This window comes from Ruegeria sp. CF2 (assembly GCF_056537385.1).
In genome coordinates this window covers 60,761-73,473 of the sequence record NZ_JBQFRL010000006.1, presented here as the reverse complement: position 1 = coordinate 73,473, position 12,713 = coordinate 60,761, and the positions used below count along the sequence as shown (strand labels likewise).

The window sequence follows — 12,713 nt, the reverse complement described above, 5'->3', positions numbered from 1 at the left end:
ATGATCCGCCACGACCGCCCAAGCCGCAAGCGCGACTCGACCATCCCGTTGATCAACGTGGTCTTTCTGATGCTGATCTTCTTTTTGATCGCCGGAACCGTTGCTCAACCGTTGGACCCGGACTTGGAACTGGTCAACACATCCGATCTGGACGGCCGCGAACCACCCAACGCACTGGTTCTCCACGCTGACGGGACGCTCAGCTTTCGCGGAACACCGACGGATCCGCAGACCTACATGACCGATCGCGGGGAAGATCCTGTGCGGATCGTGCCTGACCGGAACGTTTCCGGGGCACGCCTGATCGAAGTCACCGGCGCCTTGCGCCGTCTCGGCGCCACCGCAGTCTTTGCGGTGACCGAACGGGCGCTCGAATGATCCGGGAATCCCTGTTTGTCGCGGCGCTGGCCGTTGTGCTTTCGGTGCTGTTCCACCTTTTCCTGCTGCTGCCAGCCGCGCGGGGCCCTTCGGAACCTGCGACGGCCGGTTCGCAACCGGACACGGTTGCCTTGGGCAACGCGTTCGAGGATCTGGCGGAAACCGCGACCCCGCCCGAGCCGCCGACCCCCGCAGAAGAGCCCGAGCCAGAGGTCGAACAGCCGACAGAGCCGGACCGGGCCGAAATACCCGTCAGCGAAACACTGGTCGCCTCGTCGGACCCGCAAAAGGTCAACTCGCCGGATATTGGACAAACCAACCCGGTGCAGCCTGATCAGCCCGTTCCGGAAATAGTTGAGCCGGCGGACTCGGCCGAAGGTGATCGGCAGGCCGCCGATGAGGTCGACGAAACACCACCCGTCCAAGCCGAAACGCAGTCCGCAGCGGCGCCCGAAGCACCGGTCGAACCCATAGAGGCCCCGGTTTCGGAACCAGAGCAACTGGCTGCCCTGCCTGCCCCCTCACCGGTTCCGGAGCCTTCAGTGCCGGCAGAGGAGCAGCAACCGGTCGAAAGCGACACCGAAGACGGCGTCTCGAATCTGGCGGTTGCAACATCGATCCGCCCGCGCCTTCCGGACCGGACCCCTGCTCCGGCCCCTGTACCCGACCAAAGGGCCAGCCGGCTGGACAGTTTTGACAACCTGCGATTTCCCAACAAGCAGATCGACTCGCCGCTGACGACCTATCGCCGACAGGGGGTCGATGCCTTTACCCGAGGGAGCAATTCCAATCAGTCCGGCGGTCGAGGCCCAGGCAACTCGAATGTCACCAATTACGCCGGGCAGGTTCTTGTCCACCTCAACAGAACTCCGCCGGTCTATGTCTCGGTTCGCGGCTTTGCCAAAGTCTTCTTTGAAATCAATCCGGACGGAACACTGGCCTGGGTCGATATTATCGACAGTTCCGGCTCGACCGAGGTCGACAGGGCCGCCAAGGAACAGGTCCGCCGCGCATCGCCCTTCCCGAAACCTCCGGGCGGGGTCAGCCGGAAGCTGTCGTTCTACTTTCAGAACGGCTAATCGGGCCTTTGCTGCGCTGGCCCGAAGCAACTGGACGCAATCAGTCAGACCAATGATCTTTCCCACGGAGGCTTCACGCCGATCTCGGTGATCAGAAAATCCATGAAGACCCTTACCTTTGGCGACAATACGTTCGACTTGGGATAGATCAGCCACAGCACGTTGTCTTCCGCCGCCTCATATTCGGGAAGGACATGACGCAACTTGCCCGAGGCAAGCTCTTCCTGAACGCTCCACAGTGAGTTCATCGAGATCCCCGCCCCTGCCACGGTGGCCAGCTTCTGGCTGAGACCGTCATCCATGATCAATGGACATTTCGTGGCTCCGGGATCGAAACTTGCGACAGCTCCCCGGGCAGTTTTCAGCGCCCGGGCCCGGGTGTGGCGAAATGCGATCAGCCGATGATGCACCAGATCATCCGGCGTCTCGGGTTCTCCGTGGGCCGACAGGTAATTCGGTGTCGCGCAAAGGATGCGTTTGTCATCCGCCAGCTTGCGCCCCTTGAGGCTGGTATCGATCAGCGGTGCGTTCCGCAAAGCAAGATCATAGCTGCCTTCGATCAGATCAAACTGCGCATCCGACAGACGCAAGTCCAGGGTCACACTCGGATGCTGTTCCTGGAACTTTGCAAGGATTGGAGCAATGTAGAGCTGGGCAAATGTGCTGGGCGCAGTAAACCGCAGTGTGCCGGTGGCTTGAGCCGACCCCTGCCCCAAGGCGGCCAAGGCCGCAGTCTCTTGCGCCAGAATCTCGCGCGCATAAGGCAGAAACTCGGCGCCTTCCAGCGACAACGATACTTTCCGGGTCGAGCGGTGAAGCAACTCGACACCCAGCTGATGCTCCAGCTTGGCAAGTCGGGCGCTCGAGACTGCGGGCACCAAACCCAGTTCGCGCCCGGCGGCCGATATGTTCAGCTTGTCCGCTGCAAGCACGAAAAGACGAAGCGCTTGTGTGTCCATTAGCTTATTATACGCAAAATCCGAAAACTGAAACCTGATATCCGCTGTTTCATCGGATTCTGCAAGTGATATTTCTGGCTCCACGGAAGACAAACCAAATGGAGCCACAAATGTCCGTTCGCCCGAACGTTCAGTCTCAGATCCTCGAAGCCTTCAATTTCCGGCACGCGACAAAGGTCTTTGATCCCGACCGCAAGATCAGCAACGCCGATTTCGAAACCATTCTTGAAGCTGGCCGCCTGTCGCCCACCTCTTTCGGGCACGAGCCATTCAAGATTCTTGTCATCCAATCGCCCGACAAACGGGAGCTTTTGCGCGAGTTTTCCTGGGGCGCCAATGGCATGATGAACGGCAGCTCCGGCCAATTGGGGACAGCCAGCCATTTTGGCATCATTCTGGCCAGCACTGCGGCAACCATGACCGCTGGGTCTGATTATCTGCAGGACCACTATCGCAAGGTCAAACAACTGCCCGAGGACGTCATCGAATTATTCAACGGTGCGTATGGCAAGTTCCAGTCAACCGACCATCGCATCACCACTGAACGCGAGATCACCGACTGGTCCGGCAAACAGGCCTATATCGTTCTGGCCAACATGATGACGACCGCTGCTTTGATGGGTGTCGATTCCTGCCCCATCGAAGGGTTTGACCTGGAACTCACCACCCAGACTCTGGCCGAGCATTTCGGGATGGATACATCGAAATGGAAACCCGCGGTGATGTTTGCCTTTGGGTATCGCGCTAGTGATCCGCAATTCCCCAAGACCCGCCGCCCGATGGCCGAAACCGTGAACTGGTTCTGAGCCAACGTCGAAAAAGCCAGGGGCTGCGTCATCCGCAATTCAGTGAGGGTACAGATGCAACGAACCGGTATCGTAAACTATCACGTTCACAAACCTGAACGGCAGGCGTTCCAACTGGACGCCGGCGGCATTGTCGGCAACCTGATTTCGCCCGAACTGTTGCCGACACAAGTGAGCCTGACTGATACGCGGACATCGGGGCAACCCCTGCGCTTTGACCCCGACGGCGTCGAGTTTCTGAATGCGCCCAGTGCCATCCGCGATTTTTCCGGGGATCAGTGGAAACGGCCCTACGAACACGAGCTCACTCAACTGCTGACCACAAAGATCGGCGTTCGCGAGGTCGTGATCTTTGACCATACCTTGCGCGTGGACGACCCAAAGGCGGCGCGCAAGCCGGCGCGCAATGTCCACAGCGATTACAGCGCGGACGGCGCTCGGAAACGGCTGGAGGATTTGCTAGGCGCCGAGCGGGCGGCCGAGTGGAGCAAAGGGAACTATGCCTTTGTCAATCTCTGGCGGCCGGTCGATCACCCGATCAACAGCGCGCCGCTTGGATTCGTCCGTCCTTCGTCCGTCGACCCCAAAGACTGGATCCTGCTTGACCTGATCTATCCTGACCGCAAAGGGCAGATCATGGGGCTTGTCGGGAATGCACGGCATGACTGGGTCTATCTGTCTCGAATGAGTCCGGATGAAATCGCTATTTTCAACATCTACGACAATCGGGGGTTGCCTTCCGTCGCGCACAGCGCGCTCGATATGGTCGAGGACCCGACCGTCAACACCATCCGGAAAAGCATCGAGACCCGCACTTTGGTGCGGTACTGACCAAGGAACCATCATGTTGGACAAAAACCAAAACCTGTCCTTTGCCCCGATCAACAAGGCCTACGGTCAGGTATTTCGACCGGATCAGCTGACGCTAGGGCTGGTATTGCCGCTTGAGGCCTACCCGGTGGGATCCGAGCCGACGATGAAGGGCCACATGAAGGCCGCGCAATTGGCCGAGTCTCTGGGCTTTGCCGCGCTTTGGCTGCGCGACGTGCCGTTCAATGTTCCAAGTTTCGGGGACCCCGGCCAGATCTTTGACCCGTTCGTCTATCTGGGTGCGCTAGCGACCGCGACGGATCGCATTGCCCTGGGGACCGCCAGCATCGTCTTGCCGTTGCGCCATCCGGCCCATGTGGCAAAGGCAGCCGCGTCGGCGGATGTATTGTCCGATGGCCGACTGCTGTTGGGTGTGGCGTCCGGCGATCGACCGGAAGAGTATCCGGCAATGCGTCAATCCTTCCCCGATCGCGGTGAACGGTTCCGCGACAGTGTCGACTATATCCGTGCGACGGCAACACCCTATCCCAAGCATGAAAGCCTGCAGGGACATCTGGCCGGCGACATTGACCTTCTGCCAAAACCCTCGCGATCGCGCCTGCCGCTGTTGATCACGGGCGGCAGTCGACAATCCCCGGATTGGGTGGCTGAAAACGGCGATGGGTGGATGACCTATCCGCGCGATGCGGCATCACAGGGGCGCGCGGTGGCCGATTACCGGAACCGTCTGAAAGCACTGGGGCAACCGGACAAACCGGTGATGCAGTCGCTCTATGTCGACTTGCTGGAAGACCCAAATGCCCCCGCACGCCCAATACATCTGGGGTTCCAGTCGGGTTTGAATTTCCTGCGCCGCTACTTGGCTGAAATCCGTGAGTTGGGGATGAACCACGTCGCCCTGAATTTGCGTTTCAACCAGGCTGCCATCGAACCGACACTCAAACGCCTGGCGGATACGATCCTGCCGGAATTTTCATAAGGAACGGATCGCATGACCAAAACCATTCTGATCACTGGCGCAACCGATGGTATCGGACTGCTCACCGCCAAGAAGCTGGCCGCTGACGGTCACCGTGTTCTGTTGCACGGGCGGAACTCTGCAAAGCTGGAGGCAGCCGCCCAGAAGGTTGGAGGGCAGCCGGAAACCTACAGCGCCGATTTGTCCGACCTATCAGCCGTGAGGTCTTTGGCGGAGGCCATCCGGTCCAATCACGACCGGCTGGATGTGCTGATCAACAACGCCGGCGTCCTGAAGGCTCCGCAGACCACTCTCGAAAACGGTCTCGATATCCGCTTCGTTGTGAACACGCTCGCGCCCTATCTGCTGACCGAACTTCTGCTTCCGATCATTCCCAAGACTGGCCGCGTCGTGAACCTGTCCTCGGCCGCCCAGGCCCCTGTGGATGTGGATGCTTTGACCGGCAGAACGCGGTTGGCCGATATGGGCGCATATGCGCAAAGCAAGTTGGCAATCACGATATGGACGCGCGAACAGGCCCGCGCCCTGCCCGATGGACCGGCGTTGATCGCGGTCAATCCGGGTTCGTTGCTGGCGTCCAAAATGGTCAAGGACGGTTTCGGAGTCGCCGGCAACGACCTCAACATCGGCGCCGACATCCTGATCGACGCCGCACTTAGCGATCGGTTCGCGCAGGCGTCGGGCGCCTATTTCGACAATGACGGCGGTACATTTGCAGACCCGCACCCCGCAGCGCTGAAGTCCGAACACGCTGCCGACGTCATGAAGGCCATTCAAGACACTATCCGCCGATACGGCTAAGCCGGGCGCACTCCCGCGCCCCGCCAATCCATGCAGACCCTCGCATCTTTGATGGCGAGAACAGGAGAGGACTGTCCAATGAAATACGAAAATTTCCAGACCTTCGACGTCGCGGTCGAGAATGCAATTGCCACCGTGACGTTCAACTTCGGAGCGGTCAATGTTCAGGGCCAGGAGATGCTGGCTGACCTCAACAGCCTTGCGATGCGGCTGGAGCAGGACCGGCAAACCAAAGTGGTGATCTTCCAGTCAGCGAACCCCGAAATCTGGGTCTGTCACTACGATACCGAGTTGCTCAAGGATCTTTCGACCGAAGCCGTCTCGCGCGAAGACGCCCGGCTGCTGGACCTGCAGTCCGTGTGCGAACGGCTGAGCAAGGTCCCGCAGGCAACAATCGCAAAGCTTGAAGGCTTCGCGCGTGGCGGCGGACACGAACTCGCACTCGCGCTGGACATGCGTTTTGCGGCACGCGGGAAGTTCAAGTTCATGCAGATGGAAGTTGGCATGGGTATCCTGCCCTGCGGCGGCGGAGCTTCTCGCATGGCGCGACAAACCGGACTTGGCCGGGCATTGGAAATCATCCTGAGTGCGCAGGACTACGATGCCGACGATGCCGAGCGCATGGGCACCATCAACAAGGCGCTGGACCCTGACGAGATCGGTCCCTATGTCGATGCTCTGGCCAGGCGCATTGCCCAGTTCCCCGCCGAATCCATCAACGCGTGCAAGCAGATGGTCTACGAATCCATCGACAAACCTATTTCCGAGGCGTTGAGGGCCGAGGCCTATTGGCTGTACCAAGCGACAAGCAAGACGCCGGCGGTCAAACGCTTTCGAATTGCCGATGAACAAGGGCTCGAGCATGATATCGAGAACCAGCGAAACTGGAACGAACTGGTCATGAAGGTACAAGAAATCACCAACTGATCATTGCCCCTTGATCCGCTGAAATCGGTTTCAGCGGATCATATCCCGCAGCCGGTTTGGGCGTTCCGACGGCAAGGGGGCGGAGGCACGCAGGTCGCCATACTGCGGTTGTCAAAGAACTCACACACCCATGTTCCGAAGCCGGCGATAAGCCAAACGATAGACGGCAACAGCACCGCCATCCGGGGCGGCCGGGCTGATCCACGGTGTGCGGCGCTTTTCGGTTGCCAACGCATGGGATCGAATGTGCCGGAACGAACGACAGGCTTACTGAACAAACACCCAAAAAACGTTCAGCGGGTGCCTTCTTTGCGCCAAAAGCAGAAGAAGTGCTCCAAAAACCGCATTGGCGTGGCTCCGAGGTTCGACGCAACTCCTCCTAATCCACCACGCCTTGAAGCGCGGAGAAAAGTGTCGGTCAGCTCGTAAATCAAAGCCATCAACGTCGATTGGGTCTCTTGGATCACTTGCGCGTTTCCGCCCGAAATCCTGAAAGCCGCAAGAACACCGACAAAACCGCCAAATTTGTGATAGGTTACTCGGTATTAACAAGAAATTTTGGGAGGACGAAAATGAAACACAAAACAAGATCAACAATAATGGCCGCGTTGTTTGCTGCAGCTGCCACAGCCGTTTCCGCACAAGATGATCCCCCCATGAACTTCCTTATTATTTGGGGAGATGACATTGGGTTTTGGAATATCAGTGCCTACAACCATGGCATGATGGGGTATCAGACACCCAACATCGACCGTATTGCCAAAGAAGGCGCGCTATTTACTGATTGGTACGGTGAGCAGTCCTGCACCGCAGGGCGAGCGGCCTTTATTACAGGACAATCTCCCATCCGCACGGGCCTGACCAAGGTCGGCTTACCCGGCGCGCCCGAGGGTATGCCTGTCGAAGACCCAACCATCGCCGGACTGCTAAAAAACCATGGTTACATGACTGGCCAGTTCGGCAAAAACCATTTGGGTGACCGTGACGAGCACCTACCCACAAACCATGGTTTCGATGAGTTTTTCGGAAACCTCTACCATCTCAACGCAGAAGAAGAGCCCGAAAACCCTGACTACCCCAAGGATGAAGCCTTCAGGGAAAACTTCGGCCCGCGCGGGGTGATCAAGTCGACCGCTGATGGCTCGATCGAGGATACCGGGCCGCTTACGAAAAAGCGCATGGAAACCGTTGACGAAGAAGTCACAGCCAGCGCGTTGGATTTCATGGATAGAGCCGTCGAACAGGACAAACCTTTCTTCCTTTGGTGGAACTCCACCCGCATGCACATTTTCACGCATCTGAAGGAAGAATCCGAGGGAGTGACGGGACTTGGAGTTTATCCCGACGGCATGGTCGAGCATGATGGGCATGTCGGCGTACTGCTTGATAAACTTGATGAGCTCGGAATCGCCGACAACACCGTCGTAATGTATTCAACCGACAACGGAGCGGAGACGTTCACGTGGCCGGATGGCGGAACGACACCCTTCCGCGGTGAGAAGAACACGCAATGGGAAGGTGGCTATCGCGTCCCGACGGTCATCAAGTGGCCGGGCGTCATCGAGCCGGGATCGAAGGTCAATGGCGTTGTATCGCACACGGATATGTTGCCTACCATTCTGGCTGCGGTCGGTGAGCCAGACATCAAAGAAAAGTTGCTCGATGGTGGCGTTGAAGCCATCGGTCGCCAATACAAGGCCCATCTTGACGGCTACAATCTTCTGCCGTCGCTGTCAGGTGAAACGGATGAGTGGCCGCGCAGCGAGTTCATCTATTGGACCGATGATGGCAGCGTCGCCGCCTTGCGATACGAACAGTACAAGGTGACATTCCTGAAGCAGAATGCGCACGGGCTTGATGTATGGCTCTCACCGTTTGAAGTCCTGCGCGCACCGATGCTGGCAAACCTCCGCAGCGATCCGTTCGAGCGAGCCGAAGAAGAGAACGCTATGGGATACCAGCGCTGGTTCCTCGAGCATATGTTCGCGATAGCTCCGGCCTCCGCCTTCGTTGGGCAATGGCTACAAAGCTTCGAGGAATTTCCACCAAGGCAAAAGCCCGGCAGCTTCAACCTCGACAACGTCATGGAGGAACTCACAAGCCGTGCCGGGAACCAATAGCACCAACGGGACGCCGTGAGCTGTGTTCGCCAGCCTGAATTCGCAGACAACTGTTTGTCGAATTCAGGCTGGTAAATCATCCCCTTGGGCTGAAGACCAGCGCAGCCCAAGGGAAAGAGTGAACGGCGGCTTGGTTCCGTTTTGCGGGCATTGAGCGCTGCTTGCTGGACAGAACCCAGAGCGGTTGTTGGAATAACGTGTAGGTGCTGCTCCGCTCTCATTCTGTTGCCGGCCTAACTCAACAAGGCAGCAACTGGCTTTTTGGGCTTTCCGCCATGAGAACCAGTCGCCTTTCACTTTCATTCCACTTTTCCTGAACCAATTCGCGCGGAGGAGTTTTCAGACGTGAAAAACCGAAAGCTCTACCTTGGCCCCCTGACCGACAATAGACACTGGGATATGGTTCGCATCCGCCCCGATGATGTGTTCGTAGTGACACCTCCGAAATGCGGCACGACCTGGATGCAAACCATCGTATCGCTGTTGTTTTCTGGTGATCCCGAAGTTGAAACGGAGTTGTCCGTGAAAATGCCGTGGGTAGACATCCGAATCCGAGAAATGCCTGAAGTCGCAGAGCGGCTCGAAGCCATGCAGCATCGACGCAGCATGAAAAGCCACACACCGATGGATGGGTTACCTCTGGATGATCAAGCACAGTACATCTGTGTTTTTCGTCATCCCCTCGATGCGCATTTCTCGTATCGCAAACACGTCAGAAACATTCCAATGACCTGGTTTGACACCTGGTATCCCGAGAACGATGAAGAAGGTATCACATTCCGTCGCTTTCTGGACGGCGGGGCGGAAGGGTTCGATACCGATGCGATGCCACTGGCCCATATTATCCGGCATTACAAAGCCGCTGCGGCACTTTCCGACTGGCCGAACGTATCGCTTTTTCACTACGCAGACATGACCCGGGACTTGAGAGGAACGTTCTTCAGGCTGGCTGACATCTTGGGCACGACCCATTCAGAGGCAGTCATGGATCAATTGGTTCAAGCTGCGACCTTCGACAACATGAAGGACAAAGCAGAACGCTATGCCCCCTCAGGTGGCAAAGGGTTCTTCAAGTCGGATGCCGAGTTTTTCCACAGCGGAACAAGTGGCAAATGGCGCGGGAAACTAACGGCGGAAGAACTGGCAAGCTACGACGCGATGATGGATGCACACCTGGATCCCGAAGACCGAGACTGGTTGGAATATGGCTCTCAGGGGAGCCTCGCTGCGTAGACATCGCCACCCCGGGCGAACCAGCAAAAACCGAAGATCTTTTTCACGATTAAATATGGAACAGGGGTTTCCCGAGGTCGCCAATCTGAGGGGGGCGGCATTCAGGCAAGCATTTCCCCGGGTTGGCCGACACTTAGGGTTCCGCCTTTGGTCACCTCGACATAGACTCCCATATCCATGTGCCCCATCAACTTCCTAATAAGATAGGGTATTTTCAAGTCACGCTCGGCCGTATCCGGGTTCACTTCAGTGGCCGCACATCTTTTCGTACGCGATAGTATCTTCAACTCAACATCGCCAAATCTCAGAACTGATCCAACTGCATCCAACTCGGAAAACGAAGGCAAGCCGTCTATCTCGATGTTCGCGCGGAACCGCGCTGGCTGGATCTCTGCGTTCAGTTTTTCACCCAACTCTCTCACCGACGCGCGATTAAGAACGGATATCGCGTTCATCATTTTTGGTGAGACGACGGACACATCCGTAAACCGGTGAGGAGCAGACGAGACGAATTCCGGCAATTCGGGATCTTTCAAGTCGATCTCTGAAGACAGGAAACTTGCCGCATCCGTCCGGTCTTCTGGTGTTCGCATATTGAAACTTTGCGTTTTGCCGTTCGCTTTGATCTCAAGATCTTGGGTCTCAAAATCAAAACTCGTCTCGACGCCTGCCAGCGCTGCCTCATTCAACAGAACAACAAAGCGATCTTTCGGCAGTGGCTGAGGGTTCTGTGGGTCGAATCCGGAGTTGTAGCGCGCAAATCCGAACAGGCGATCACCCGGGATCCCCTCCCCTGCCCGCAGCGTCACGGTTTGCATCGGCTCGGCACTCAAGCCTTTGATTGGGTACCGGTTCAATCTGACGATAGAGAGCGTATTCATACGTCTGCCCCTGACCATACGAGTTACGCACGATCCAGAGTGACCCGTGCCGTTTGACGCTATCTCCAATCCTCAAAGGTATCGACCGAATAATCCGCCAGACCTTCACAAGCAGGTGTCGAAAATCGGTTGGCCGCATGATGGCCGTGATTGTGAGCTGGGCCAATTTTGGCGGGTGCGGCCCTTAAATGCCTCATTGCTGAAAATACATGCACACCGACGAATTGGAATAAAATTACATGAAATCAATGGCTAAGAGGAGAACTAGTCGTCAACCGCCCTCCGCTTGAGGTACGAACCTCAAAAATATCTAGACTTGATGTGCGTACCTCAAATAGCCTTGGAGGTATGCCGCGATTCGCACATCCTCGATTGACGGCGAAAAAAGGGAGGAATGGATGACTTACACAAAACTGGCCTCGGCCAGCGCAATAGTCCTTGCCGCTACTACTCTTTCCACCAAGGCGAATGCTGAAGATCTGACGCTTTGTTGGGCTGCATGGGACCCGGCCAACGCGCTTGTTGAGCTTTCAAAGGAATTCGAAGCCGAATCCGGTCACACGATGAACTTCGAGTTTGTTCCCTGGCCGAATTTTGCGGATCGGATGCTGAACGAGCTGAACTCTGGGGGCAAGCTCTGCGACTTGTTGATTGGCGACAGCCAGTGGATCGGCGGGGGCGCTGAGAATGGCCACTATGTCAAACTGAACGACTTCTTCGATGCTGAAGGCATCAGCATGGACGATTTCGCGCCGGCCACCGTCTATGCGTACTCGACCTGGCCCAAGGGCACGCCGAACTACTATGCACTGCCAGCGATGGGCGATGCGAATGGCTGGTTCTACCGCAAGGACTGGTTCGAAAACCCCGACATCCAAGCCGCCTATAAAGAGGCGACGGGTCAGGACCTTCGCGAGCCTCAATCGCAAAAAGAACTTCTGCAGATCGCGCAGTTCTTCCAAGGTCGTGAGATCGACGGCAAGACTGTCTATGGCGCAGCCATTTTTACCGAGCGCGGCTCGGAAGGGATCACCATGGGTGTGACCGGAGCGCTGTATCCTTGGGGCTTCAAATACGAAAACACGCCGGGTTCCTATGACATGGAAGGCGCCGTGAACTCGCCCGAAGCGGTTGAAGCTCTGGAATTCTACAAGGAATTCTACGAAACGGCGACGCCTCCGGGATATACCAACTCTTACATGGGTGAGAGTCTGGACGCCTTTAAGTCCGGTCAGGTCGCCATGGCGATGAATTGGTTTGCGTTCTTCCCAGGTCTTTACGCCGATCCCAATACCGGTGGTGACAAAATCGACTTCTTCGTGAACCCACCACAAAATCAGGCAGGTTCGACACTGGGCGGACAAGGTATCTCTGTTGTCAGCTACTCTGACAAACAAGACGCCGCACTTGAGTACATCAAGTGGTTTGCACAACCGGACGTTCAGGCCAAATGGTGGGAGCTCGGCGGCTACTCGGCCCATAACTCTGTACTGGAAGATCCAGGTTTCGTTGACAGCCAGCCGTTTGCCGGTGACTTCCTGGAAGCAATGGCCGGGGTGCAGGATTTCTGGCAGGAGCCTGCTTATGCGGAACTGCTGCTGGCGATGCAGAAGCGCATCCACGACTACGTGGTTGCGGACCAGGGCACCGCTCAAGAAGCGCTTGATCTTCTGATCCAAGACTGGACCGAAGTCTTCGAAGACGAAGGCAAGCTGTAGT

General features: G+C 57.0%; 12 protein-coding genes. 10 read left to right on the top strand and 2 right to left on the bottom strand.

The annotated features are described in order from the left end of the window. A complete protein-coding gene (locus tag ACR0IR_RS18300; RefSeq protein WP_170366347.1) occupies positions 1-378 on the top strand; it encodes an ExbD/TolR family protein in 378 nt (125 codons plus the stop codon). Next, positions 375-1,457 (top strand): energy transducer TonB family protein, encoded by a 1,083-nt coding sequence (locus tag ACR0IR_RS18295; RefSeq protein WP_170366349.1) that lies wholly within the window; start codon positions 375-377, stop codon positions 1,455-1,457. Before ACR0IR_RS18300 ends, ACR0IR_RS18295 begins: the two co-directional genes overlap by 4 nt. 44 nt (positions 1,458-1,501) lie before the next feature. On the opposite strand, the gene ACR0IR_RS18290 is transcribed toward ACR0IR_RS18295, so the two are convergent. Then, positions 1,502-2,416: a LysR family transcriptional regulator gene (locus ACR0IR_RS18290; protein ID WP_170366351.1), complete on the bottom strand. Its 915-nt coding sequence runs from the start codon at positions 2,414-2,416 to the stop codon at positions 1,502-1,504. Between the two features lie 110 nt (positions 2,417-2,526). Here ACR0IR_RS18290 and ACR0IR_RS18285 point away from each other — a divergent pair, with 110 nt between their 5' ends. The 7 genes from ACR0IR_RS18285 (at position 2,527) to ACR0IR_RS18255 (ending at position 10,113) form a co-directional block, all read left to right on the top strand. Continuing rightward, on the top strand, positions 2,527-3,222 hold the full coding sequence (locus ACR0IR_RS18285) for an NAD(P)H-dependent oxidoreductase (RefSeq protein WP_170366353.1): 696 nt from the start codon (positions 2,527-2,529) through the stop codon (positions 3,220-3,222). Between the two features lie 54 nt (positions 3,223-3,276). Then, positions 3,277-4,053, top strand: coding sequence for a CmcJ/NvfI family oxidoreductase (locus ACR0IR_RS18280; RefSeq protein ID WP_170366355.1), 777 nt, complete (start codon positions 3,277-3,279; stop codon positions 4,051-4,053). Positions 4,054-4,066: 13 nt separating this feature from the next. Then, positions 4,067-5,032, top strand: coding sequence for an LLM class oxidoreductase (locus ACR0IR_RS18275; RefSeq protein WP_170366358.1), 966 nt, complete (start codon positions 4,067-4,069; stop codon positions 5,030-5,032). A gap of 12 nt (positions 5,033-5,044) precedes the next feature. Then, positions 5,045-5,833 carry an SDR family NAD(P)-dependent oxidoreductase gene (locus ACR0IR_RS18270; RefSeq protein WP_170366360.1) on the top strand — a complete coding sequence of 263 codons (789 nt, stop codon included), beginning with the start codon at positions 5,045-5,047 and terminating at the stop codon, positions 5,831-5,833. Between the two features lie 78 nt (positions 5,834-5,911). Then, the gene (locus tag ACR0IR_RS18265; RefSeq protein WP_170366362.1) at positions 5,912-6,760 is read left to right on the top strand and encodes an enoyl-CoA hydratase/isomerase family protein; all 849 of its coding nucleotides are present in this window, start codon (positions 5,912-5,914) and stop codon (positions 6,758-6,760) included. A gap of 572 nt (positions 6,761-7,332) precedes the next feature. Continuing rightward, entirely contained in the window at positions 7,333-8,880 is a 1,548-nt protein-coding gene (locus ACR0IR_RS18260; RefSeq protein ID WP_170366364.1) for an arylsulfatase, read from the top strand. A gap of 345 nt (positions 8,881-9,225) precedes the next feature. After that, positions 9,226-10,113, top strand: coding sequence for a sulfotransferase domain-containing protein (locus tag ACR0IR_RS18255; RefSeq protein ID WP_170366366.1), 888 nt, complete (start codon positions 9,226-9,228; stop codon positions 10,111-10,113). Between the two features lie 101 nt (positions 10,114-10,214). Here the strand turns inward: ACR0IR_RS18255 and ACR0IR_RS18250 are convergent, their stop codons facing one another. Further along, complete coding sequence (locus ACR0IR_RS18250) at positions 10,215-10,994, bottom strand: MOSC domain-containing protein (protein WP_170366368.1); 780 nt, start codon at positions 10,992-10,994, stop codon at positions 10,215-10,217. A gap of 398 nt (positions 10,995-11,392) precedes the next feature. Between ACR0IR_RS18250 and ACR0IR_RS18245 the strand changes: the two genes are divergently transcribed. Continuing rightward, positions 11,393-12,712, top strand: coding sequence for an ABC transporter substrate-binding protein (locus ACR0IR_RS18245; protein WP_093965439.1), 1,320 nt, complete (start codon positions 11,393-11,395; stop codon positions 12,710-12,712). Position 12,713: the final 1 nt, after the last annotated feature.